The 24,031-nt window shown below is 70.8% G+C and carries 23 protein-coding genes; 4 read left to right on the top strand and 19 right to left on the bottom strand.

Annotated features, from left to right (window positions below; translation table 11 throughout):
* Positions 1-142 precede the first annotated feature (142 nt).
* The 14 genes from nusB to ABZ070_RS21485 all read right to left on the bottom strand — a co-directional run bounded on the left by nusB (position 143) and on the right by ABZ070_RS21485 (position 13,812).
* Entirely contained in the window at positions 143-571 is a 429-nt protein-coding gene (gene nusB, locus ABZ070_RS21550; RefSeq protein WP_356636196.1) for a transcription antitermination factor NusB, read from the bottom strand.
* 2 nt (positions 572-573) lie between these two features.
* Entirely contained in the window at positions 574-1,140 is a 567-nt protein-coding gene (gene efp / locus ABZ070_RS21545; protein WP_356636194.1) for an elongation factor P, read from the bottom strand.
* A 50-nt stretch (positions 1,141-1,190) separates the two neighbouring features.
* Complete coding sequence (locus ABZ070_RS21540; RefSeq protein ID WP_356636192.1) at positions 1,191-2,297, bottom strand: aminopeptidase P family protein; 1,107 nt, start codon at positions 2,295-2,297, stop codon at positions 1,191-1,193.
* A 279-nt stretch (positions 2,298-2,576) separates the two neighbouring features.
* Positions 2,577-3,479, bottom strand: coding sequence for a Pro-rich N-terminal domain-containing protein (locus tag ABZ070_RS21535; protein ID WP_356636190.1), 903 nt, complete (start codon positions 3,477-3,479; stop codon positions 2,577-2,579).
* Positions 3,480-3,647: 168 nt separating this feature from the next.
* Positions 3,648-4,088: a type II 3-dehydroquinate dehydratase gene (locus tag ABZ070_RS21530; RefSeq protein WP_356636188.1), complete on the bottom strand. Its 441-nt coding sequence runs from the start codon at positions 4,086-4,088 to the stop codon at positions 3,648-3,650.
* Positions 4,085-5,179, bottom strand: a complete 1,095-nt coding sequence (aroB, locus tag ABZ070_RS21525; protein ID WP_356636186.1) for a 3-dehydroquinate synthase — start codon at positions 5,177-5,179, stop codon at positions 4,085-4,087. The genes ABZ070_RS21530 and aroB overlap by 4 nt, the downstream gene beginning before the upstream one ends.
* Positions 5,176-5,691: a shikimate kinase gene (locus ABZ070_RS21520; protein WP_356636184.1), complete on the bottom strand. Its 516-nt coding sequence runs from the start codon at positions 5,689-5,691 to the stop codon at positions 5,176-5,178. Before ABZ070_RS21520 ends, aroB begins: the two co-directional genes overlap by 4 nt.
* The gene (gene aroC / locus ABZ070_RS21515; RefSeq protein ID WP_356636182.1) at positions 5,688-6,872 is read right to left on the bottom strand and encodes a chorismate synthase; all 1,185 of its coding nucleotides are present in this window, start codon (positions 6,870-6,872) and stop codon (positions 5,688-5,690) included. Before aroC ends, ABZ070_RS21520 begins: the two co-directional genes overlap by 4 nt.
* Positions 6,873-7,195: 323 nt before the next feature.
* A complete protein-coding gene (locus ABZ070_RS21510) occupies positions 7,196-8,026 on the bottom strand; it encodes a shikimate dehydrogenase (RefSeq protein ID WP_356636180.1) in 831 nt (276 codons plus the stop codon).
* Positions 8,026-9,729 carry an endolytic transglycosylase MltG gene (mltG, locus tag ABZ070_RS21505; RefSeq protein WP_356636178.1) on the bottom strand — a complete coding sequence of 568 codons (1,704 nt, stop codon included), beginning with the start codon at positions 9,727-9,729 and terminating at the stop codon, positions 8,026-8,028. The genes ABZ070_RS21510 and mltG overlap by 1 nt, the downstream gene beginning before the upstream one ends.
* Before the next feature lie 102 nt (positions 9,730-9,831).
* A complete protein-coding gene (gene ruvX / locus ABZ070_RS21500; RefSeq protein ID WP_356636198.1) occupies positions 9,832-10,296 on the bottom strand; it encodes a Holliday junction resolvase RuvX in 465 nt (154 codons plus the stop codon).
* 8 nt (positions 10,297-10,304) lie between these two features.
* The gene (gene alaS / locus ABZ070_RS21495; protein ID WP_356636176.1) at positions 10,305-12,974 is read right to left on the bottom strand and encodes an alanine--tRNA ligase; all 2,670 of its coding nucleotides are present in this window, start codon (positions 12,972-12,974) and stop codon (positions 10,305-10,307) included.
* Entirely contained in the window at positions 12,974-13,375 is a 402-nt protein-coding gene (locus ABZ070_RS21490; protein ID WP_356636174.1) for a DUF6167 family protein, read from the bottom strand. The genes alaS and ABZ070_RS21490 overlap by 1 nt, the downstream gene beginning before the upstream one ends.
* 5 nt (positions 13,376-13,380) lie before the next feature.
* Positions 13,381-13,812, bottom strand: a complete 432-nt coding sequence (locus ABZ070_RS21485) for a DUF948 domain-containing protein (protein ID WP_356636173.1) — start codon at positions 13,810-13,812, stop codon at positions 13,381-13,383.
* A gap of 157 nt (positions 13,813-13,969) precedes the next feature.
* On the opposite strand from ABZ070_RS21485, the gene ABZ070_RS21480 reads away from it, so the two are divergent.
* Positions 13,970-16,114 carry an AAA family ATPase gene (locus ABZ070_RS21480; protein ID WP_356636172.1) on the top strand — a complete coding sequence of 715 codons (2,145 nt, stop codon included), beginning with the start codon at positions 13,970-13,972 and terminating at the stop codon, positions 16,112-16,114.
* A 52-nt stretch (positions 16,115-16,166) separates the two neighbouring features.
* Here the strand turns inward: ABZ070_RS21480 and rpsD are convergent, their stop codons facing one another.
* The gene (gene rpsD, locus ABZ070_RS21475) at positions 16,167-16,781 is read right to left on the bottom strand and encodes a 30S ribosomal protein S4 (protein ID WP_356636171.1); all 615 of its coding nucleotides are present in this window, start codon (positions 16,779-16,781) and stop codon (positions 16,167-16,169) included.
* 188 nt (positions 16,782-16,969) lie between these two features.
* Between rpsD and ABZ070_RS21470 the strand changes: the two genes are divergently transcribed.
* Positions 16,970-17,671, top strand: a complete 702-nt coding sequence (locus tag ABZ070_RS21470) for a DUF2470 domain-containing protein (protein ID WP_356636169.1) — start codon at positions 16,970-16,972, stop codon at positions 17,669-17,671.
* 61 nt (positions 17,672-17,732) lie between these two features.
* Here the strand turns inward: ABZ070_RS21470 and ABZ070_RS21465 are convergent, their stop codons facing one another.
* The 4 genes from ABZ070_RS21465 to ABZ070_RS21450 all read right to left on the bottom strand — a co-directional run bounded on the left by ABZ070_RS21465 (position 17,733) and on the right by ABZ070_RS21450 (position 21,949).
* Positions 17,733-19,088, bottom strand: coding sequence for a replication-associated recombination protein A (locus ABZ070_RS21465; RefSeq protein ID WP_356636167.1), 1,356 nt, complete (start codon positions 19,086-19,088; stop codon positions 17,733-17,735).
* A gap of 42 nt (positions 19,089-19,130) precedes the next feature.
* Positions 19,131-19,763 carry a vitamin K epoxide reductase family protein gene (locus ABZ070_RS21460; RefSeq protein ID WP_356636165.1) on the bottom strand — a complete coding sequence of 211 codons (633 nt, stop codon included), beginning with the start codon at positions 19,761-19,763 and terminating at the stop codon, positions 19,131-19,133.
* 199 nt (positions 19,764-19,962) lie between these two features.
* Positions 19,963-21,225, bottom strand: coding sequence for a histidine--tRNA ligase (gene hisS, locus ABZ070_RS21455; protein WP_356636163.1), 1,263 nt, complete (start codon positions 21,223-21,225; stop codon positions 19,963-19,965).
* 13 nt (positions 21,226-21,238) lie between these two features.
* Positions 21,239-21,949, bottom strand: a complete 711-nt coding sequence (locus ABZ070_RS21450; RefSeq protein ID WP_356636161.1) for an MBL fold metallo-hydrolase — start codon at positions 21,947-21,949, stop codon at positions 21,239-21,241.
* A 163-nt stretch (positions 21,950-22,112) separates the two neighbouring features.
* On the opposite strand from ABZ070_RS21450, the gene ABZ070_RS21445 reads away from it, so the two are divergent.
* Both ABZ070_RS21445 and ABZ070_RS21440 read left to right on the top strand, forming a co-directional pair.
* Complete coding sequence (locus ABZ070_RS21445) at positions 22,113-22,892, top strand: peptidylprolyl isomerase (RefSeq protein WP_356636159.1); 780 nt, start codon at positions 22,113-22,115, stop codon at positions 22,890-22,892.
* A gap of 172 nt (positions 22,893-23,064) precedes the next feature.
* Positions 23,065-24,031 (top strand): DUF349 domain-containing protein (locus tag ABZ070_RS21440; protein WP_356636157.1); only part of this gene is annotated, 967 nt, incomplete at its 3' end.

Genomic DNA, 24,031 nt, shown 5'->3' with positions numbered 1-24,031 from the left:
CACCGAGCTGCCCGACGGCTCGCTGGCTGCGGCACCGCTGCCGACGGCGGCGACGACGCGCCGCCCGATTCCGGCGGCCCTGCCGAGGCTGCTGCGAGAGGTCTTCTGCCCCGGGCCTGGTGAAGCCGGCCGGACCGCGACGTCAGTCGCGGCGCAGGCTCGGCTTGAGGTCCTTGAAACGGCCGAGCAGGCCGTTCACGAACGCCGGGGACTCGTCGGTGGAGAACTCCTTGGCGAGCTGCACCGCCTCGTCGATCACCACCGCGTCGGGGGTCTCGTCCTTCCAGACGAGTTCGTACGCGCCGAGCCGGATGATGTTCCTGTCGACGACCGGCATGCGGTCGATCGTCCAGCCGACGGCGTAGGTGGCGATGAGGTCGTCGATGCGGTCCGCGTGCTCCGCGTACCCCTCGACGAGGTCCATCGTGTACTCGGCGACCGGCGGCTGCCGCTCGTCGGTACGGGCGTGCCGGACCCAGTCCGCGAGGACCGTCTGCACGGACGCCCCGCGCTGATCGGCCTCGAAGAGGATCTGGAAGGCACGCTTACGGGCCTTGTTACGGGCGGCCACGGTTAGCTGTTCACCCGGCCGAGGTAGTCGCCGGAACGGGTGTCGACCTTGATCTTCTCGCCCGTGGTGATGAAGAGCGGGACCTGGATCTCGTAGCCGGTCTCCAGGGTGGCGGGCTTGGACCCACCGGTGGAGCGGTCGCCCTGCACACCGGGCTCGGTGTGCTGGATGGTCAGCTCGACGGCGGCCGGGAGCTCTACGTAGAGCACCTCGCCCTCGTGCTGCGCGACGCTGGCGGTGAAGCCCTCGATCAGGAAGTTCGCGGCGTCACCGACCGCCTTGCGGTCGACCATCAGCTGGTCGTACGTCTGCATGTCCATGAAGACGAAGTACTCGCCGTCCATGTACGAGAACTGCATGTCGCGGCGGTCGACGGTGGCCGTGTCGACCTTCACGCCTGCGTTGAAGGTCTTGTCGACGACCTTGCCGGAGAGCACGTTCTTGAGCTTGGTGCGCACAAAGGCGGGGCCCTTGCCGGGCTTGACGTGCTGGAACTCGACGACGGACCAGAGCTGGCCTCCGTCGAGCTTGAGCACCATGCCGTTCTTGAGGTCGTTCGTGGAAGCCACGGTTGCGGAATCTCCTGGACTGACGCTGGTGGACGACCTGGGCGTCCGCGCTACAGCGCGAGCAGCTCCTTGGTCGTGATGGTGAGTAGCTCGGGTCCGCCGTCCGCCTCCTGGCGCACGACGAGCGTGTCATCGATCCGGACCCCGCCCCGGCCCGGGAGGTGGACCCCCGGTTCGACGGTGACCGGCACACAAGCGTCCAGTTTACCCATGGCCGCAGGGCCCAGCTGCGGGTCCTCGTCGATTTCGAGTCCGACACCGTGCCCCGTACGGGGTGCGAGGTCCTCCCCGTGCCCCGCCGCGTCCAGGATCTGCCGGGCCGCGTGGTCCACGTCGCGGTAGGCCGCACCCGGGGCCAGTGCCTCTCGTCCGGCCCGCTGAGCGGCGAAGACGAGATCGTAGAGCTCGATCTGCCAGTCCGCCGGGCTCGTGCCGATAACGAACGTACGGCCGATCTCGCAGCGGTATCCGCGGTAGTTCGCACCGAGGCATACGGAGAGGAAGTCGCCCTCCTCCACCCTCCGGTCACCCGGACGGTGACCGGCACGGCCCGAATTGGGGCCGGTGGCGACGGAGGTCGCGAACGCGGGGCCGTCGGCGCCGTGGTCGACCAGGCGGCGCTCGAGCTCGAGGGCGAGATGCCGCTCTGTGCGGCCCACCAGGATGGACTCCAACAGCTCGCCGAGCGCCTGGTCGGTGATCTCCGCGGCGATGCGCAGACAGGCGATCTCGTCCTCGTCCTTGACGATCCGCTGCTGCTCGACGGCGAGCCCGAGGTCGGCGAGGCGGAGCCGAGGTGCCACGGAGCCGATCGCGCGGTGCCGGGCGACCGTCAGATGGTGCTCCTCGACAGCCAGCGACTCCACCCCGTCGGTGCGCGCCAGCTCGGCGGCCGCGACGGCCGCGTCCCCGGCCGACGTCGGCAGCACCCCGAGGCGCAGGTTCTCGTCGGGCCGCCCGTCGGCGGCGTCGCCGGGCGGCACCCGGGGGCAGAGCAGTACGTCCTCCTCCGGCCCCAGCAGCAGCACGGCGCCCGGCGGCGCACCGCCGGCGAGGTAGCGGACATTGGCCGGCCGGGAGATCAGGGCCGCCGCGCTGCCGGTCGCCGCGAAGCGGTCGCGCAGCCGGGCCCGGCGGATCCCATACACCTCAGACATTCTCCGAGCGTACGAGCGCGGAGCCCTGCGGGCCTGGTGACGCGGCCGACGGGTCTCCTGGGGCCCCGCCCCTGGCCCCGCGCCGGGTCGCCGGCGCGGCTCGAGTTGCCGGGCGACGTCGAGCCCGTCCGTGAGAGCCTCCCACGGCCGCCACGCCGTAGGGGGCGCGCGGTACGGAGTCCGGGGCTCGCCCCGTCACGGGCCGTCAGGGGCCCCTCATCGCAGAGAGGCCGTAGCCGGCGGGCAGGGAAACAGTCCCGCGGGGGGCACGCCCCCCGCCTACCAGCTGGGCGGGCTCGCGATCGCTCGCGCCAGGACGTCGTCCAGGACCCTCGCCGTCGTCTCGACGTCGTACTTCGAGTTGTCGATGATCGGCAGCCCCGACCCGTACCACCCGGCCATCCGTCCGTGGATCCCCGCGACCTCCTCGTCCGACAGACGCCGGTTACCGCTGCGCTCCGCGTTGCGCTCGAGGACGATCTCGAGGCCGGGCAGCAGCACCACGGGAAGCAGACCCGGGCCGACGTGGCGCTTCCAGCCGCCGAGGCCGACGACGGGACGGTCGGGGAAGACCGCGTCGTCGAGGATGCAGGAGATCCCGTTCGCCAGGAAGTTGCGGGCGGCGAAGCCGCAGGTGCGGCGGGCGAGGCGGTACTGGGCCTCGGAGTTGTCGTTCCATCCCGACTGGGGGTCGGCGAAGCCGGAGCACACCCACTCGCGGACGTCGTCCAGGCTGATGTGCGCCGTGGGCACCCGGCGGTGCTTGGCCCAGTGGCGCGCCACGGTGGTCTTGCCGGCTCCGGCGGGGCCGATCAGCAGCACAGCGAGCATGGCCGCGCCCGTGCCGTTGTCCGCCTGGGGCGGGGCCGGTATGGGAACCGGTCCGCCGGGCGGAAGCTGGATGTGACCCGTCGACTCACGAGAGGGGGGCGCCGGCTGCGGTGTCGCACCCTGAGGCGCGTTGCCGGTCCAGCCGGGCGCCGCGGCCGGCCGGCCGTGCGGCGCAGGAACCGGTGCGGCAGGACCGGCAGGCCCCGCCGGAGACGCCGCAGGAGGGGGCGGAGGCGGTGGCGGCGGCGGACCGGGGACCGGCCCCGGGTGCTGGGCGCTGTGTATCCATCCGGCCGGTCCCTGCCCCGGTCCGTGGGGCGGCGGCAGCGGAGCCCCCACTGCGTGCTGCATCCGGTGCCACTCCGTCTCGTGCGACTGACGCTTGATCAGACGGCCGATGGCCGTCGTGCTACCGAACGGTACCCTCCCGATGCCGCTCGGATGTGCGACCGTTCCCGGCCGCCGGAACGACAACGGCCGGGAACGGCTCGAAGTGCCCGCCCGGGCGACCGGGCCGCGTCAGCCGCCCAGCTCGTCCGACAGGGCGCGCAGCGCGAGCCGGTAGGAGCCGATGCCGAATCCGGCGACCGTGCCGCTGGCGACCGCCGCGACGACGGACGTGTGGCGGAAGGTCTCGCGGGCGTACGGGTTGGAGATGTGCACTTCGATCAGGGGCGCGGTCCGCTGCGCCGCTGCGTCGCGCATGCCGTACGAGTAGTGCGTGAAGGCGCCGGGGTTGAGAACGACCGGAATCGATCCGTCCGCCGCTTCGTGCAGCCAGCGGATCATCTCGCCCTCGTCGTTCGTCTCCCGCACGTCCACGTCGAAGCCGAGCTCCTTGCCCAGCGTCCGGCAGGTCTCCACCAGGCCCGCGTAGGAGGTCGCGCCGTAGACGTCGGGCTCGCGGGAGCCGAGGCGGCCGAGGTTCGGCCCGTTGAGGACGAACACCCGGCGGGTCACGCGGAGACCTCCCCGTAGGCGGCGAGGAGCACCGCCGGGTCGGGGCCCTCGAGCACGTTCGGCTTGCCGAGGCCGTCGAGGACGATGAAGCGCAGCAGATTGCCGCGGGACTTCTTGTCGACCTTCATGGTCTCCAGCAGCTTGGGCCACTGGTCGCCCCGGTAGGTCAGCGGCAGTCCGACGGACTCGAGGACGCTGCGGTGCCGGTCGGCGGTGGCGTCGTCCAACCGACCGGCGAGACGGCCGAGTTCGGCGGCGAAGACCATGCCGACGGAGACGGCCGCGCCGTGCCGCCACTTGTAGCGCTCGTTCTTCTCGATGGCATGGGCGAGGGTGTGCCCGTAGTTCAGGATCTCGCGGAGACCGGACTCCTTGAGATCGCTGGAGACGACGTCGGCCTTGACCTGGATGGAGCGCACGATCAGCTCGGCGGTGTGCGGCCCGGCGGGCGTACGGGCGCCCTGCGGGTCGGACTCCACCAGGTCGAGGATGACGGGGTCGGCGATGAACCCGGCCTTGATGATCTCGGCCATGCCGCTGACGTAGTCGTTGACCGGGAGCGAGTCCAGGGCGGCGAGGTCGCACAGCACACCGGCCGGCGGGTGGAACGCGCCGACGAGGTTCTTGCCCTCCGCGGTGTTGATGCCGGTCTTGCCGCCCACGGCCGCGTCGACCATGCCGAGCACGGTCGTCGGGACGGCGATCCAGCGCACGCCGCGCAGCCACGTCGCGGCGACGAAGCCGGCGAGGTCGGTCGTGGCGCCGCCACCGACGCCGACGATCACGTCGGTGCGGGTGAAGCCGGTCTGGCCGAGGGCCTTCCAGCAGTACGCCGCGACCTCGGCGGTCTTGGCCTCCTCCGCGTTGGGCACCTGGATCGCGACGGCCTCGTAGCCCTGGTCCGCGAGATCGGCGCGCAGCGCCTCACCGGTCTCCGCGAGCGCCTCGGGGTGGATGACGGCCACCCGCTGGGTGGTGGCACCGATCAGGCCCGGCAACTCGCCCAGCAACTGCCGGCCGACCAGTACCTCGTACGGGTCCGTGCCGGCCGTGCCGCCGACCTGGATACGGGTCACTGCCTGGTCAGTCATACGTCCTTCAGCTCCAGTGCGTCGAGGACCGCCTGCGCGACCTCTTCGGGGGTGCGGTCGTCGGTGGCCACGACGACGCGGGCCACCTCGGTGTACAGCGGGCGGCGGGCGTCCATCAGCTCCCGCCACTGGCGGCGCGGGTTGACCGCGAGGAGCGGGCGGGCCGTGTTGAGGCCGACGCGCTTCACCGCCTCTTCCACGTCCATCGAGAGGTAGGCGACGGGCAGGCCGGTGAGCAGCTCGCGTGTCCCTTCGTCGAGGACGGCACCGCCGCCGAGTGCGAGGACGCCCGCGTGCTCGGCGAGGGCGGTGCGGACGGCGGCGCGCTCGAGGGCGCGGAAGGCCGGCTCGCCGTCCTCGATGAAGATGTCGGCGATCTCGCGCCCTGCGGCGGCGACGATGTCCGCGTCGGTGTCCCGGAAGGCCACGCCCAGCAGTCCGGCGAGAAGCTCGCCGACCGTGGACTTGCCGGAGCCCATGGGGCCCACGAGGACGATCAGCGGGGCGCTCACCGGATGTGGAGGTTGTCGAGGTACGAGCGGACGTTGCGGCGGGTCTCGGTGACGCTGTCGCCGCCGAACTTCTCCGCGACCGCGTCCGCGAGGACCAGCGCCACCATGGCCTCGGCCACGATTCCCGCGGCGGGCACGGCGCACACGTCGGAGCGCTGGTGGTGGGCGGCGGCGGGCTCGCCGGTCTCGACGTCGATGGTCTTCAGGGCACGCGGCACGGTCGCGATCGGCTTCATCGCGGCGCGCACACGCAGCAGTTCGCCGGTCGACATGCCGCCCTCCGTGCCGCCGGAGCGGCCCGAGGTGCGGCGGACGCCCTCCTCGGTGCGGACGATCTCGTCGTGCGCCTTGGAGCCGGGCACACGCGCGAGGTCGAAGCCGTCACCGACCTCGACGCCCTTGATGGCCTGGATGCCCATCAGCGCGGCGGCGAGCCGGGCATCGAGCCTGCGGTCCCAGTGGACGTGCGAGCCGAGGCCGACCGGCACCCCGTAGGCGAGAACCTCGACGACACCGCCGAGGGTGTCGCCGTCCTTGTGGGCCTGGTCGATCTCGGCGACCATCGCCTTGCTCGCGTCGGCGTCGAGGCAGCGGACGGGATCGGCGTCGAGGCGCTCCTCGTCGGCGGGGACGGGGACGACTCCGTAGGGAGCCTTGGCCGCCGCCAGCTCGACCACGTGGGAGACGATCTCGATGCCCGTGGTCTCCTTCAGGTACGAGCGGGCGACCGCGCCCAGGGCGACCCGGGCCGCCGTCTCCCGGGCGCTGGCGCGCTCCAGGATCGGCCTGGCCTCCTCGAGCGCGTACTTCTGCATACCGGCGAGGTCGGCGTGACCGGGCCGGGGCCGGGTCAGGGGCGCGTTACGGGCGAGCTGCGCGAGCTCGTCGGGGTCGACGGGGTCGGCCGACATGACCTTCTCCCACTTCGGCCATTCGGTGTTCCCGACCATGACCGCCACGGGCGAGCCCATGGTCAGTCCGTGGCGCACGCCTCCGATGAAGGTGACCTCGTCGCGCTCGAACTTCATCCGGGCACCGCGCCCATAGCCGAGGCGCCGCCTGGCGAGGTGGTCCGCCACCATGTCGGTGGTGATCGGCACACCGGCGGGAAGACCCTCCAGCGTCGCCACCAGTGCGGGTCCGTGCGACTCGCCCGCGGTCAGCCAACGCAACCTGCTCAACGGTGCTCCTCATGCTCGCGCCTCGAACTGCGACGGCGCGACCGGGTGCGCGGCCCTGGCCCGCCTACTCCGATCCTCCCACGTCCGGGGCGGCCACTCGGTCGCCGGTCCAGCAGGCGGACGTCGCGTGGGACAGCGGTCGGTCGGCGTCGCGGCGCTGCCGGGGAGCGCAGGCGACGAGAAACTCGGCGGCGCTGGGCTGCTGCGCGGGCTGTGAGGCACCTGCCAGGGCCGGGGCGTACGGGCCGGGATGATCGGCGCCACTGCCCCATGGCCGGAGTCTCCCTGGGCTGTTGACGTGCTCCTGATGGAATGCGCAGATGTCAGCGGGCTTCGAGCGCGCGTTCACCGGCGATGCGCATCGCTCCCAAGGGGGCTGGGGAACGGCCTGTCATCTGCTCGACCTGGAGAACCGCCTGGTGGACCAGCAGATCGAGGCCGCCGACCACCGGACCGTTCCTGGCGGCCCACGCGGCGGCAAGGGCGGTGGGCCACGGCTCGTAGAGGACGTCGAAGAGCGTGCCGGGCACCTCGGGCACCTCGGCCGCGAGCGCGTCCGTGGTGCCCGCCGGGGTGGTGGCGACGACCAGCGGCGCGTGCAGGGCCTCGGCGGCCTCGGCCCAGTCGGCGATCCGGACGTCGACGCCGAGCCGCTCGCCCCAGCCCCGCATCTCGTCCGCCCGGGCAGCACTGCGGACGTAAGCGGTGACCGGGCCGGAGCACAGCTGGGACAGCGCGGCGAGCGCGGAGGACGCGGTCGCACCGGCGCCCAGGACCGCGGCGGAGTCCACCGTGTCCACGCCGCGCTCACGCAGCGCGGAGACCATGCCGGGGATGTCGGTGTTGTCGCCGACGCGGCGCCCGTCCTCGGTGAGGACCACCGTGTTGACGGCCTCGACGGACGCCGCGGTGTCGCTGATCCCGTCGAGCAGCGGGATGATCGCCCGCTTGAGGGGCATGGTCAGCGACAGCCCGGCCCAGGAGGCGTCGAGCTCGGCGACGAACCCGGGGAGGGCCGCCTCGTCGACCTCGAAACGGTCGTAGGACCAGTCGTCGAGGCCGAGTTCGGCGTAGGCGGCGCGGTGCAGGACCGGAGAGAGGGAGTGCTCGATGGGCGAGCCCAGCACTGCCGCGCGGCGGCGGGCTGGGGACATCAATTGCCCCTCGAGTCGTTGAACTTGTCCACCAGCTTCTGGTGCTCGGCGAGCGTCTTGGCGAACTCGGTCTTCGCCATGCCGTCGGTCGCCACGAAGTAGAGCCAGCCCTCGTCCGTCGGGTTGACGGCGGCCTCCAGGGCCACGTTGCCCGGGTTGCTGATGGGGCCGGGCGTCAGGCCCTTCTGCGTGTACGTGTTGTACGGGTCCTGGTTGCTGTTGATCTCGTCCTCGGAGATGTCGATCTTGCTCTGACCCCTGAGGTAGTTGAACGCGGAGTCGAACTGCAGCTTCTGGTTCGTCTCGGTGTTGGTCGGCTTGAGACGGTTGTAGACGACCTCGGACATCTTCCGGAAGTCGTCGTGCGTCTTGCCCTCGACCTGGACCAGGCTCGCGAGGGTGAGCAGCTCCCAGGGGCCTTCCAGGCCGAGGCCCTTGGCCTTCGACTCCAGACCGGCCTTCTCGTACTCCTGGCCGGCGCGGGCGACCATCTTCTTGAGTATCTGCTCGGGCTTCTCGCCCTTGGAGACGGGATAGGCGGCCGGGAAGAGGAAGCCTTCCAGGGGGTCCTTGACGTTTTTGTGGTTCTTCGCCCAGCCGGGCAGACCGAGGGTGTCCGCGTTCGCCTCGGCGGCTTTTGCGGTCGTGCCGGCCTTGAGCTTCAGCCGTTCGTCGATCTGCTTGTAGATGGCCGCGTTGCGCCTGCCCTCGGCGACGATCAGGTTGTTGTGACTGGCCGGGTCGAGCATCGACTCGACCGCGCTCTTCGCCGACTGCTCCTTCTTCAGGAGGTAGACGCCCTCCTGGATGGCGACGCCCTTCGGGTTCTTGGTCTGGGCGGCGACGAACGCGTCGATGCTCTTGACGACGCCCTTCTCCTTGAGGATGGCCCCGATCTCGTTCCCGGTGGCGCCCTTGGGGATCGTCACCTCGACGGTCGTGATGATGCCGGTGCCCTCGAAGTCGGGGGCCTCGCCGAACTTGTCCTGCCAGAACTGGTACCCGAAGTAGCCGACGGCGCCGAGGCCGCCGGCGAGGACCGCCGCGACCACGAGACAGGCCAGGCCGTTGCGGCTCTTCTTCTTGCCCTTGCCCCGGCGGTCGCGGCCGCCGCCCCCGCGCGGCTCGCGCGGTTCGTCGTCACGGCCGTCGTCGCCCCGGCCGTCGTCGCCGGTGAAGAAGGGGTGGGTCTCCTCCTGTGCCGCCTCCGCGTCCCAGTCGGTGACGGGCTCCGGCTCGGAGCGGCGGCGGCCCGCGGGCTGCGGCGGCGGGTAGGCCTCAGGAGTGCCGTAGTAGTCGGCCTCCTGCCGGCCGGTGTGACCGCCGGGCTGACCGCCGTACGTGGCGGACGGGTCCTCGCCGTACGGCACAGCGGGCTGCCGGCCCGTGTCCCAGCCGGCGTCGTACTGATGCTGCTGGTGGTACGGGTCCTGGTACTGCTGCTGACCGGTTTGATGGCCGGACTGCTGGTACGGATCCTGGTACGCGTCGTGCCGGCCGCCGTACTGCTGCGACTGCTGCTGGTACGGGTCCTGGTACTGCTGACCGCCCTGGGGGTACTGCTGACCGCCCTGCGGGTACTGCTGCTGCGCGTAGGGATCGTGACCGGCCGCGGCCTGCCGACCTTCCCATCCCTGGTCCCCGTACAACGGGTCCTCGGGATGCCACGGTTCGGAGCCGGGGCCCCGGCCATATTCAGTCATCGATCCCCTAGGGCCGCGAGACGGCGCGGAGCGATCCGCCTCTTCTCTGTGCGGCGGCTGTTCGAACACCGCCGCATCGCGCGGAACGTTACCGTATCGCGATCAGACAATCGTTTCGATGCGCTCACCTGGCGGAGCCCCGGACGCCCGTTCGGACTCCAGAGCGTTCTGGAGGATCACCACAGCGGCAGCCTGGTCGATGACGGACCGGCCCTTTTTGGACTTCACGCCCGAAGCGCGCAGACCCTGCGTGGCCGTGACTGTGGTCATCCTCTCGTCGACCAGCCGGACCGCGATCGGCTTGATGCCCTGGGCGAGCACCTGCGCGAAGCTCCGGATCTTCTTGGCCGCCGGCCCTTCCCGACCGCTCAGCGAGCGGGGCAGGCCGACCACGACCTCGATCGGCTCGTACTCCTCGACGAGTTGCCGCAGCCGCCGGTGGGCGGCCGGGACATCACGTCCCGGCACGGTCTCCACCGGCGTCGCGAGGAGCCCGTCGGGGTCGCACGAGGCGACCCCGATCCGGGCGTCACCGACGTCGATCGCGAGACGGCGGCCTCTGCGCATGGCGGTCGTCACGCGGTCTCGGCGACGAGGCGCTCGACGGCGGCCACGGCGTCGCCGATGGCGTCCGGGTTCTGGCCGCCGCCCTGGGCGACGTCCGGCTTGCCGCCTCCGCCGCCGCCGAGCGTCTTGGCAGCGGTGCGGACCAGGTCGCCGGCCTTGAGTCCTCGCTCACGGGCGGCCTCGTTGGTGGCGATGACGGTGAGCGGGCGGCCGTTCGCCGTGGTGAACACGGCGACGACGGCCGGGCGGTCGCCCGGGATGCGGCCGCGGACGTCGAGGACCAGCTTGCGCAGGTCGTCGGCCGAGGTCCCGTCGGGGACGGTGCCCGTCACCAGGGCGACACCGCGGACGTCCTTGGCGCCCTCGGCGAGCCCGGCGGCGGCGCCGAGCACCTTCTCCGCGCGGAACTTCTCGATCTCCTTCTCGGCGTCCTTCAGCTTGCCGAGCATGGCGGCGATCTTCTCCGGCAGTTCCTCGGAGCGGCCCTTGACCAGCTCCTGGAGCTGGGCGACGACCGTGTGCTCCTTGGCGAGGAAGCTGTACGCGTCGACGCCGACGAGGGCCTCGACACGGCGGACGCCGGAGCCGATGGACGATTCGCCGAGCAGCTTCACCAGCCCCAGCTGGGCGGTGTTGTGGACGTGCGTGCCACCGCACAGCTCCTTGGAGAAGTCGCCGATGGTGACGACGCGCACGCGCTCACCGTACTTCTCGCCGAACTCGGCGATGGCGCCCTGCTTCTTGGCCTCGTCGATGCTCATGACCTCGGCGTGCACGTCGAGTTCGCGGGCGAGCACCTCGTTGATCTTCTGCTCGACGTCCGTGAGGACCGTACCGGGAACGGCGTTCGGCGAGCCGAAGTCGAAGCGGAAGCGGCCCGGGGAGTTCTCGGAACCGGCCTGGGCGGCCGTCGGGCCGAGGGCGTCGCGCAGCGCCTGGTGGGTGAGGTGGGTGGCGCTGTGGGCGCGGGCGATGGCACGGCGGCGGCGTACGTCGATGGCGGCGTAGGCGGAAGCGCCGACGGTGACCTCACCGACCTGGACGACGCCCTTGTGGACGCTGACACCGGGGACGGGCTGCTGGACGTCGCGGACCTGGATGACGGCGCCGGAGTGCAGCTTGATGCGGCCCTGGTCGGCTAGCTGGCCGCCGCCCTCGGCGTAGAACGGGGTGCGGTCGAGGACGACCTCGACCTCGTCGCCCTCGGAGGCGGCAGGGGAGGACACTCCGTCGACGAGCAGTCCGACGACGGTCGACTCGCCCTCGGTGGAGGCGTATCCGGTGAACTCGGTGACGCCGGAGTTGTCGGCGACCTCGCGGTAGGCGGACAGGTTGGCGTGGCCGGTCTTCTTGGCCTTGGCGTCGGCCTTGGCCCGGTCCCGCTGCTCCTTCATCAGCCGCCGGAAGCCGTCTTCGTCGACGGACAGCCCCTGCTCGGCGGCCATCTCGAGGGTGAGGTCGATCGGGAAGCCCCAGGTGTCGTGGAGCAGGAACGCCTTGTCACCGGGGAGGACGGTGCCGCCCTTGGCCTTGGTCTCGGTGACGGCGGTGTCGAGGATGTTGGTGCCGCCCTTGAGGGCCTTGAGGAAGGCGGCCTCCTCGGCGAGGGCGACGGTCTCGATCCGCTTGCGGTCGGTGACCAGCTCCGGGTACTGCAGGCCCATCGTGTCGACCACGACGTCGACCAGGTCCTTGACGACCGGGCCGGTGGCACCCATCAGGCGCATGTTGCGGATGGCACGGCGCATGATGCGGCGCAGGACATAGCCGCGGCCCTCGTTGCCGGGGGTGACGCCGTCGCCGATGAGCATCGTGGAGGTGCGGATGTGGTCGGCGACCACGCGCAGCGAGACGTCGGTGTCGTGCTTGTCGCCGTAGCGCACACCGGTGAGCTCGGTGGCCTTGTCCATGACGACGCGCAGGGTGTCGGTCTCGTACATGTTCTGCACGCCCTGCAGGATCATGGCGAGGCGCTCGAGACCGAGACCGGTGTCGATGTTCTTGCTCGGCAGGTCACCGAGGATGGGGAAGTCCTCCTTGCCCTCGCCGGCGCCGCGCTCGTACTGCATGAACACCAGGTTCCAGATCTCCACGTAGCGCTCGTCGTTGACGGCGGGGCCGCCCTCCTCGCCGAACTCCGGACCACGGTCGTAGTTGATCTCGGAGCAGGGGCCGCAGGGGCCGGGGACGCCCATGGACCAGAAGTTGTCCTTCTTGCCCAGGCGCTGGATGCGCTCGGCGGGCACACCGACGACGTCGCGCCAGATCTGCTCGGCCTCGTCGTCGTCGAGGTAGACGGTGATCCACAGGCGCTCGGGGTCGAGGCCGTAACCGCCCTTGTCCTGGGGGCTGGTGAGCAGCTCCCAGGAGAGTTTGATGGCGCCTTCCTTGAAGTAGTCGCCGAAGGAGAAGTTGCCGCACATCTGGAAGAACGTGCCGTGCCGGGTGGTCTTGCCGACCTCTTCGATGTCCGGCGTGCGCACGCACTTCTGCACGCTGGTCACGCGCGGGGCGGGCGGCTTGACCTCACCGAGGAAGTACGGCTTGAAGGGGACCATGCCCGCGGGGACGAGGAGCAGAGTCGAGTCGTCCGCGATGAGCGACGCCGAAGGGACGACGGTGTGCCCGCGCTCCTCGAAGAAGCTCAGCCAGCGGCGGCGGATTTCAGCCGACTCCATCAGTGGTCCTCATTCCGGTTGTACGAATGCTCGCCGTTCGGCTCTTCGCCGGGCGAGTGCTCGGTGTTCGAGTGCTTGTCGTGTGACGTCTTGCCGTGCAGATAGGTGATCTGTGCGGGCTCGTTCCGCCGCAGCGCGGCCGTGCCCCGCTGCGCGGGAAGTTCGCGTCCGGGCGTCGCGTGCAGGCCCAGCACCTCGGCGAGTTCGCCCTCGCGCTGTGCCATGGAGGAGCGGACGTCGAGCGCGAAGTCCTTGAGCCGGTGGCCCGCGTCGACCGCCTTGTTCGCGGCCTGTGCCGCGAGGCTCTCCGGGGTGAGCTGCTTGAGCTTGCGGTTGACCTTGGTGGTGGCCCACACTCCGGCTGCTGCGCCGGCGGTGAACCAGAACGTGCGGCGGAACATCGTTCTCAGCCCTTCCGGTTCCTGCGCCGGGCACCCGGCACAGTGCGGCCGACGATCACGGAGCCCCGCGACGGCGCCGCGGGCTTGTCGTCGCTCTTGCGGCTCATCGCGCGGCGTACGCCGTATCCGAAGGCGGCGACCTTGACCAGCGGACCTCCGAAGGTCGACGCGACCGTCGTGGAGAGCGCCGAGGCGTTGGACGTGACTTCCTGGACATCGGTCGCGATGGCGTCGACCCGGTCGAGCTGTGTCTGCGCCGAGCGCACCGTCGCGGAGGCGTCGGCGAGCAGGGGCACGGCCTGTTCCGTCACCTTCGCCACGAGTTCGGTGGTCGCCCTGAGCGTCTGGGCCAGCCTCACCAGCACCACGGCGAGGAAGGAGACCAAGATCGCCCAGAAGACGGCCACCAGAATCCCGGCAACCTCTCCACCGGTCACTGCGCACCGCTCTCTGCTCGTCTTCGGGTACTCGGGAAATCGTCTCCGAGCCTATCGCGCCCCAGGCGGCGGCCCGTACCGCATTACCGGTGCGCAGCCCGCAAGCAGGCCGGGCAGATTGTACGCAGTGCTTACGCATGAGTACTCTGCGTGTCCTATGCGACACCGCCACACCAACCTCCCCGCCGAACTGAACCGGTTCGTAGGCCGTGCCGATGAACTGGCCGCGCTCCGCGGCGCCCTGGACAAGGCCCGGCTGGTCTCCGTCGTCGGGGCGGGCGGAGTGGGCAAGTCCCGCCTCGCACTGCGCGCCGCGGCGGCCGTGCAGAATCGGTACGGCGACGGTGTGCGGCTCTGTGATCTGTCGCTGCTGCGCGACCCCGATCTGATCGCCCACGCTCTCGCGGAGTCGCTCGGCTTCACCGACCACACCAGCAGACCACCGCGCGACGTCCTGCTCGCCCATCTGTCCGCCCGTCGCATGCTCCTCGTGGTGGACGGCTTCGAGCAGATCGTCGACGCCTGCGCGGAGCTCTTGAGGGACGTGCTGTGCGGTGCCCCCGGCGTCCAGGTACTCGCCGTGGGCCGAAGGCCGCTGAGGATCGACGGGGAGCAGATTTTCCCGCTGGCCGCGATGGGACAGGACGACGCGGCGGCGCTCTTCACGGCCCGGGCGGCGGCCGTGCTGCCGCACTTCCGCGTCGACGACGCCGGCCGGCCCGCGGTTCTCGAGCTGTGCCGGCGGCTCGACGGCATCCCGCTCGCGCTGGAACTCGCCGCGGGACGCCTGCCGGCGCTGTCCGTCGGCCAGTTGCTGCACCGGCTGCAGGACCGCTTCACCGTGCTCACCGGCGGTTTCCGCGGCGCGCTGCCGCGCCATCGGACCCTTCGCACCGCCATCGGCTGGAGCCACGAGCTGTGCACGCCCGAGGAACGGCTGCTGTGGGCACGGCTGTCCGTCTTCGCCGGGCAGTTCGACCTGGAGGCCGTCGAGTACATCTGCACCGGGCCCGAACTCCCCGAGGACGGCGTCCTGGACGTGCTCGCCGAGCTGGTCGCCCAGTCCGTGGTCCTCCGCGAGGAGACGGCCGCCGGACTGCGCTACCGGCTGCTGGACACGGTGCGCGCGTACGGGGCCGAGTGGCTGGCGGCGATCGGCGACACCGAGCGGCTCCGCCGCCGCCACCGGGACTGGTACATGGGGCTCGCCACCTGGTGCGAGCTCGAGTGGTTCAGCCCGCGCCAGGCGGAGGTGGCGGCCTGCGCCGACAGCGCGCTGCCGAACCTCCGGGCGGCGCTCGAACTCTGTCTGGAGCGCACGGAGGACGTGCATCTGGGCCAGTATCTGGCGGGCACGCTCTGGTTCCACTGGGTCGGCTGCGGCAGGATGGCCGAGGGCAGGCTCTGGCTCGACCGGTGCCTCGCCCAAGAGTCCGAGCACGAGGGGTCGCGACTGAAGGCGCTGTGGGTGCTCGGCTACGTGGCCGTCCTTCAGGGCGACTTCGCGGCGGCGGCGGGCGCGCTGCACGAGTGCGGTGAGCGGGCGGACCGGGCGGGGAACCGGCTCGCCGGCGCCTACGCCGTGCACCGGAAGGGCTGTCTGGCGCTGCTCTGCGACGACATGCCCCGGGCGGAGGAGTTGCTGCGCTCGGCACTCGCCTTGTACGAGGACGCGGGCGAGCTGAACAGCAACGTGCTGATGGGCCGGGTCGAGCTGGCCATGACGCTCGTTTTCCAGGGCCGGCTGGACGCCGCGGTCGCCCTGTGCGAGGAGGTCAGGGACGTCTGCGAGGACCGCGGCGAGCGCTGGACCCGCTCGTACGCGCTCTACGTGCTGGCGTACGCGGCCTGGACGGCCGGCGAACACGGCAGGGCTCGCGACCTGCTCGCCGAGTGCATCACCATCGACCACGCGTTCAACGACCTCGTGGGGCTCGTCCTCGCGCTGGAGCTGCTGGCTCTGGTGACGGCGAGCGAGGGCGATCCGGCGGAGGCGGCGGTCCTTCAGGGGGCGGCGGCGCCAGTGTGGACGTCCGTGGGGCTGCCGCTGTTCGGCTCCGGCTACTTCGGCGCACCGCGCGCGCTGTGCGAGGAACGGACGATCGCCCTGCTCGGGGCCGAGCGGCACGAGGCCTGCGTACGGGAGGGGAACGGGCTCTCCCTCGAGGCGGCGGTGCGGCGCGCCCTGGCGGCGCCGAAACCTCCGGAGCCCGGGCCGGTCGGCCGGCAGCGCGTCCACCCCCAGGAAACGCGGCAGCCCGCCGGCTCTCCCACCGCGGGCGGCGGGGAGTCGGCGGGCTGAAGCGCTCTGAGCGACTACTGCACCCGGCTGCTGCCGGGCGCGGCCCCCAAGGTCAGCGGGCGTAGTACTCGACGACCAGCTGCTCGTCGCAGATGACCGGAACTTCCTTGCGCTGCGGGTCACGGTCCAGGCGGAACGCCAGGGCCTTGAGGTTGACCTGCAGGTAGCGCGGGGTCTCGCCGTCGGCCGCGAAGCCACCCTCACGGGCGACCTGGAACAGCGGCTTCTCGCGGGAGCGCTCGCGGACCATCACGACGTCGTCGGGACGGACGCGGAACGACGGCTTGTCGACCTTGCCGCCGTTGACCTCGATGTGGCCGTGGACGACCATCTGACGGGCCTGGTAGATGGTGCGGGCGATACCCGAACGCAGGACCAGGGCGTCAAGACGGCGCTCGAGCTCGACGACCAGCGCCTCGCCGGTCTTGCCCTCGGCCTTCTTGGCGCGGTCGTAGGCGCGCGCCATCTGCTTCTCGCTGATGTCGTACTGCGCACGCAGGCGCTGCTTCTCGAGCAGACGGACCTTGTAGTCCGAGTTCTGCTTGCGGCCACGGCCGTGCTCGCCCGGCGGGTAGGGGCGGGCTTCGAAGTACTTGACGGCCTTCGGCGTCAGCGCGATACCGAGCGCGCGAGACTTCTTGACCTTGGGACGCGACTGGTTAGGCACGTTCTCCAGACCTCCGTTGTAGGTTAGGTTAGGCTCACCTTACTCAAGGAGATCGCATGTCTCGCCCTGGGAACACCAAGCGCATCACGGACAGCACAGAGAACGCCGACGCTTCTATGAGCATCGAGGTGACGGAGGTCCGATCAGCTCATGGTCAGCCGCGTCCCAGCGGGCTTGAAATCACTCGGATGCCGTCAGCAGCCGAGCGCACACGAACTCTCGTACAGAGTACATGCTCAGCGGTGCTGCTCGTTTCCGGGGTGGAAGGCGCCCGGCCCGAGCAGCTGACCCCGCACGCCCGAGCGGTCGGCACCGACGGCGAGGTCTTCCTGCTCTTCCCTGCCGACTCCCCCGCCGTCCGGGCCGCCACACACGCGCAGGACGACGAGCTGCCGGCCGTGCTGGAGATCACCGACGTGGCGCCGGTCGCCGCGCCCAACCGTATCCGGGGGCGCGCCTGGGTCACCGGCTGGCTGACCTGCGTGCCCGGCCTCGCGACGGAGCCGGGCTTCATGATGCTGCGCCTGGAACTCAAAGAGGCGAACGTCGACGACCTGTGGGGCGCCGCGCACGTGGAGCCGGAGGCGTTCGCGAGCGCCTCGGTCGACCCGCTCGTCGCCCACGAGACCGAACTGCTGCAGCACCTGCACTCCGCGCACAGCGACCAGGTGCAGGCGCTGGGCTCGCTGCTGGGGGAAAGGGGCGGCGACGAGGCGGGGACCGCGGAAGGGCGGCGGGCGGTGCCGCTGGCGCTGGACAGGTTCGGCCTGCGGGTGCGGTTCGTCGGGAAGCGCACCTTCGACGTGCGCTTCGACTTCCCCACGCCGGTGCGGGACGTCACCGAACTGCGCCGCGCGATGCACACGCTCTTCGAGGCTGCGTCGTACTGAACGGGACGGGCGGCGCGGTCGCCCGGTGCGGCGCGGTCGCCCGGTACCGCGCCGGTGAGTATCAGCCGTCCTCGCCGCGCAGCCGCTCCCGTACCTTCTCCACCACGTCCGCGTACCGCGCCTCCGCGCCGTAACGCGTCGGTTCGTAGTAGCGCCTGCCGTGCACCGCGTCCGGCGCGTACTGCTGCGCGGCGATACCGCCCGGGACGTCGTGCGGATACACATATCCCTGGGCGTGGCCGAGCTTTGCCGCGCCCTTGTAGTGGCCGTCGCGCAGGTGCGGCGGGACAGGCCCGGCCAAGCCGTTGCGCACGTCCTGCTGGGCGGCGGAGATCGCCGTCGTCGCCGCGTTCGACTTGGGGGCGAGCGCCAGCGCGATGGTGGCGTGGCTGAGGGTGAGTGCCGCCTCAGGGAAGCCGATCATCGCGACGGCCTGCGCCGCGGCGACGGCGGTCGGCAGGGCGGTCGGATCGGCCAGCCCGATGTCCTCGCTCGCCGAGATCATCAGCCGTCGCGCGATGAACCGCGGGTCCTCCCCGGCCTCTATCATCCGCGCCAGGTAGTGCAGCGCGGCATCCACGTCGGAGCCGCGGATCGACTTGATGAGCGCGCTGGCGACGTCGTAGTGCTGGTCGCCGTCACGGTCGTACTTCACCGCCGCGCGATCGACGGTCTCCTCCACCGTCTGGAGCGTGATCTCGCCCTCGCCCTTGTCGAGAGCCGCGCCCGCGGCGGCCTCCAGGGCCGTCAGTGCCCGGCGGGCGTCGCCGCCGGCGATCCGCAGCAGATGGGCCTCCGCGTCCTTGGGGAGCGACACGGCGCCACCGAGCCCCCGGTCCTCGGCGAGCGCACGCCGCAGCAGGCCGCGCACGTCGTCGTCGGTCAGCGACTCCAGCGTGAGCAGCAGGGAGCGGGAGAGCAGCGGGGAGATCACCGAGAAGTACGGATTCTCCGTGGTGGCGGCGATCAGGGTCACCCAGCGGTTCTCGACCGCGGGCAGCAGCGAGTCCTGCTGGGCCTTGGAGAAGCGGTGGATCTCGTCGAGGAAGAGGACGGTGTCCTTGCCGAAGCCGCCAGAGGCGCGCCGGGCGCCGTCGATGACCGCGCGGACCTCCTTGACGCCGGCGGTGATCGCGGAGAGCTCGACGAAGCGCTTGTTGGTCGCCTTGGAGACGACGTACGCCAGGGTGGTCTTGCCGGTGCCCGGCGGGCCCCAGAGGATCACGGAGGAGGCCCCGGCCGGTCCCGGCCCGCCCTCGCCGACGAGTCGGCGCAACGGGGACCCGGGCTTGAGCAGATGCTGCTGACCCACCACCTCGTCCAGGGTGCGCGGACGCATGCGGACGGCCAGGGGACTGCTGGTCGGGTCCTTCTCCTGGCGTTCTTCGGCTGCGGCGGTAAACAGGTCGGGCTCCACGCTGTGCAGCCTATGTCAGCCCACTGACATCGCCGGGTCCGGTCAGCCGGTCCAGAAGTCCCACCAGCGGGTCAGGATCAGCATGCCGATCACGCCCGTGTGCACCACGGGCAGGACCCAGGTGAACTCGTCGAGGAAGCCGCGCAGCCAGGCCGGGGCAGGCAGCAGTCCGTTGCGGATGTTGTGCGAGGTCACGTACCAGAACATGAAGATCGTGGCGACCCAGGCCAGACAGCACCACAGGCACAGGGCGTTGATCTCGTACAGCGACTGGTACTGGAGCCAGGTGCAGAAGCCGACGCCGAAGAGCGTGCCGGCGTTGAGGCCGAGCCAGTACCAACGGCGGTAGCGGGCGCCCGCGAAGAGGCCCATGCCGATGGCGATCACCATGCCGTAGGTGACCAGACCCAGCATGGGGTTGGGGAAACCGAAGACGGCGGCCTGGTCGCTCTCCATGATGTTGCCGCACGAGACGACAGGGTTGAGGCTGCACCCCGGTGTGAACCCGGGGTCCTCCAGCAGCTTGAACTTGTCGATCGTGATGACCCACGCGGCGAGGAGCCCGGCGGCACCGGTGATCACCAGCAGCCACGCGAGGCCCTTGCTGCCACCGACCGTGCGCCCGCCGGGCGCGTCGTGGTCGGTGGACACGTCGCTGGCCGCTGAACTCGTCATATCGCCGTTCCATCTCCGGGGGCTGCTGAGGTCACGGTCATTGTGCCGTACCGGCACAGGCCCGCTCCGTTCGCTCCGGATAAGGAACACCCGAAAGCGGTGGCCCGCCACCCGCACAACGACGAAGGGACCCGGGGCAGTTGATCGCCCCCGGTCCCCACTGCCGCTGCCCGTGTCAGGCCGGCCCGATGCCCTTGTGTCAGGCCGGCCTGTTCCGCATCTCGTCGACCAGATCGGCCAGCGCCACGGGCGCCTGCTCCCCGGACTCCATGTCCTTGAGCTGGACGACGCCTTCGGCGAGATCGCGCTCGCCGGCGACGATCGCATACCGGGCACCGCTGCGGTTGGCGTTCTTCATCGCGCCCTTGAGGCCCTTCCCGCCGTACGAGAAGTCCGCGGCGACGCCCGCCCTGCGCAGCTCGGTCACGACGCCGAACAGCACACGCCGCGCCTCCTCGCCCAGCGGGACCGCGTACACCCTGGTGGCGGACGGGATGTCGAGCTCGATGCCCTCCGCCTCGAGGGCCAGGACCGTGCGGTCCACGCCGAGCGCCCAGCCGACGGACGGCAGCGCAGGGCCGCCGATCATCTCGGACAGGCCGTCGTAGCGGCCGCCGCCGCCCACCGCGGACTGCGAGCCGAGGCCGTCGTGGACGAACTCGAAGGTCGTGCGCGTGTAGTAGTCGAGACCCCGCACCAGCTTCTCGTCGTCCTCGAAGGCGACGCCCGCGGCGCCCAGCAGCTCGCGCACCTGCTCGTGGTACGCCTTGCACGCGTCGCACAGGTAGTCGCGCAGCATCGGGGCGCCGGTCAGCTGCTTCTGCACCGCGTCGCGCTTGTCGTCCAGCACCCGCAGCGGGTTGATCTCGATACGGCGGCGGGTGTCCTCGTCGAGGTCGAGGTCGCGCAGGAAGGTCTGCAGCGCCTCGCGGTAGACGGGACGGCACTCCTTGTCGCCCAGGGAGTTCAGCAGGATGCGGAAGTTCCGCAGGCCGAGCGAGCGGTACGCCTGGTCGGCGAGGATGATCAACTCGGCGTCCAGCGCCGGGTCCTCGGCGCCGATCGCCTCGGCGCCGACCTGGGAGAAGTGCCGGTAGCGGCCCGCCTGCGGCCGTTCGTATCGGTAGTACGAGCCCGAGTACCAGAGCTTCACGGGCAGGTTGCCGGCCTTGTGCAGGTTGGCCTCCAGCGCCGCGCGCAGGACGGAAGCGGTGCCCTCGGGACGCAGTGCGAGCTTGTCGCCGCCCTTGGTCTCGAAGGCGTACATCTCCTTGGTGACGATGTCGGTCGACTCGCCGACACCGCGCGCGAAGAGTTCCACGTTCTCGAAGCCGGGCGTCTCGATGTAGCCGTAGCCGGAGTTCTTCAGCGGGGTGGAGATCGCGTCACGGACCGCGAGGTACGTCGCGGACCGGGGCGGGATCAGGTCGTACGTGCCCTTGGGGGCCTGGAAGGTACTCACGTGAGAAGTCTCGTCACATTCCTCGTCGGGGAGCGGGCGAAACGCTCCCGAGGCCGGCGGCCACCTCGCGCAGATACGGGTTGGTGGCGCGCTCGCGGCCGATGGTCGTCTGGGGGCCGTGGCCGGACAGCACCACGGTCGAGTCGTCGAGCGGCAGGCACACCCGTGCCAGCGACTCGAGCATCTCGTCCATGTCGCCGCCGGGCAGGTCCGTGCGTCCGATGGAGCCGGCGAACAGCAGGTCGCCCGAGAAGAAGACGGACGGAACGTCCGCCGACTCGGGCATCTTGAAGGTCACCGACCCCTTGGTATGGCCGGGCGCGTGCGAGACGGAGAAATCGAGACCGGCCAGGCTCAGCGCCGCGCCGTCGGTGAGCTCCTTGACGTCGTCGGGCTCCCCGACGGTGATCTCGCCCATGAGCGGCATCCCGATGCTGCGGCCGAGGGCCTTCTCCGGGTCGCTCATCATGTAGCGGTCCGAGGGGTGGATCCAGGCCGGCACGTCGTGGGCCCCGCACACGGGGACGACGGAAGCGACGTGGTCGATGTGCCCGTGGGTGAGGACGACGGCGACAGGCTTGAGCCGATGCTTCTTCAGCGCGTCCTCGACACCCTCGGCGGCCTGGTGGCCCGGGTCGATGATCACGCACTCCTCGCCTGCGGCGGGGGCGACCAGATAGCAGTTGGTCCCCCAGGCCCCGGCGGGGAACCCGGCAATAAGCACGATCGTCCTCAGTTCGGTCGTCGTCGGACAGCTGCCTCACGTCGATTGCAGCAGATCAGAGCCTACCGGCGCTGCTCATCACACAGCCAACCCGTATACGGTACGGGCAGGCTCGGCGGTTATCACTACGCGACGTATCCGAAACGTACAAGGAGAAGACCCGGTGGTCAGCAGCGATCAGCGGCGGCGGCAGCTCGCCAGGGAGAAGTTCGAGCGCCAGCAGCAGCGTCGGGAGCAGGCACGTCACAAGGCCAGGCGGCGCAACACGATCATCGCTTCGGCCCTCGCCGTGGTGCTCGCCGCCGGCGGTGCCGTCTACGCGATGGGCCTCACCGGTGACAAGAAGGACGACGCGGCTCCGCTCGACGTCCCGCCGAGCTCCTCGCCCTCCGAGAGCAAGGCTCCCGAGCCGGCCATGTCGATCGACAAGAAGGCCAAGTACACCTTCGCGCTCAAGACCAACCAGGGCGCGATCTCGATCGCCACGGACGCCGCGAAGACGCCGCACACGGTGAACTCGTTCAAGTCGCTGGCCGACAAGGGCTACTTCGACGGCACGAAGTGTCACCGTCTGACCACACAGGGCATCTTCGTGCTGCAGTGCGGCGACCCGAAGGGCGACGGCACCGGCGGCCCCGAGTACACGATCCCCGACGAGAACCTGAACGGCCTCGGCAAGCCGGGCGCCGACGGCACGGTCACGTACAAGGCGGGCACGGTGGCGATGGCCAACACCGGCCAGCCGAACTCGGGCGGCAGCCAGTTCTTCCTCGTCTACAAGGACAGCAAACTGCCCCCCACCTACACGCCCTTCGGCACCATGGACGCCAAGAGCCTGAAGGTCGTGCAGGGCGTGGGCAAGGCCGGCGTCGAGCAAGGTGCACCGGACGGGGCGCCCAAGAAGGCCGTCACCTTGCAGAAGGCAACGGTCACAAAGGTGTGAGCCGGGCAATTTCGGCCGCGCTGAGTGCGGACAGCCGGGCGACCGGTCGCCTAGATTGGCGTTGTGCAGCGCGCTGCATTCGCGTTGTGAGGGGCGGGCGAGGCCCGTCCAGGAAACTGTGGACGATGCCCGGGGGGACGAACCCTCCCCGGCATCAGGTTGAGGAGGCGCTGTGAGCAGCGACCCGTGGGGCCGTGTCGACGAGACGGGCACCGTGTACGTGCGAACTGCCGAGGGCGAGCAGGTCGTCGGATCGTGGCAGGCCGGGACTCCGGAGGAGGCTCTGGCCTACTTCGAGCGCAAGTACGAGGGCCTGGTGGTGGAGATCGGCCTCCTCGAGCGGCGGGTGAAGACGACCGACCTGTCGGCGAAGGACGCCCAGGCCGCCATCGACCATCTGCGTCAGCAGGTGGACGAGCACCATGCGGTGGGTGACCTCGACGCGCTGCGGGTACGGCTCGACGCGCTGGTGGCGACGGTCGAGAAGCGTCGCGAGGAGCGCAAGGCCCAGAGGGCCAAGCAGAACGACGAGGCGCGGCAGGCCAAGGAGAAGCTGGTCGCCGAGGCCGAGGAGCTGGCGCAGAGCGAGCAGTGGCGGGCCGCCGGCGAGCGGCTGCGCGCGCTGGTGGACACCTGGAAGGGCCTGCCCCGGCTCGACCGGAAGTCGGACGACGAGCTGTGGCACCGCTTCTCGCACGCGCGCTCCGCGTTCTCCAAGCGCCGCAAGGCGCACTTCGCCTCGCTGGACGCCCAGCGCGAGGAGGCGCGCCAGACCAAGGAGAAGCTGGTCGCCGAGGCCGAGGCGCTCTCCGGGTCCACGGACTGGGGTGTCACCGCGGCCCGCTACCGCGATCTGATGACCCAGTGGAAGGCCGCGGGCCGTGCGCAGCGCGAGGCGGAGGACGACCTGTGGAACCGCTTCCGCGGCGCCCAGGACGTCTTCTTCGCGGCGCGCAGCGGGGTGTTCGCCGAGCGGGACGCCGAGCAGGCGGAGAACCTCAAGCTCAAGGAGGAGCTCGCCACAGAGGCCGAGAAGCTGGTGCCGGTGGGCGACCTGAAGGCCGCCCGGGCCGCCTTCCGTTCGATCAACGAGCGCTGGGAGGCCATCGGCCATGTGCCGCGTGACGCCCGGCCCAAGG

It is taken from the genome of Streptomyces sp. NPDC006283 (assembly GCF_040613325.1).
In the GTDB taxonomy this organism is placed as follows: domain Bacteria; phylum Actinomycetota; class Actinomycetes; order Streptomycetales; family Streptomycetaceae; genus Streptomyces.
The sequence above is the reverse complement of the archived record's forward strand: the minus strand, read 5'-3'. Positions and strand labels throughout refer to the sequence as shown.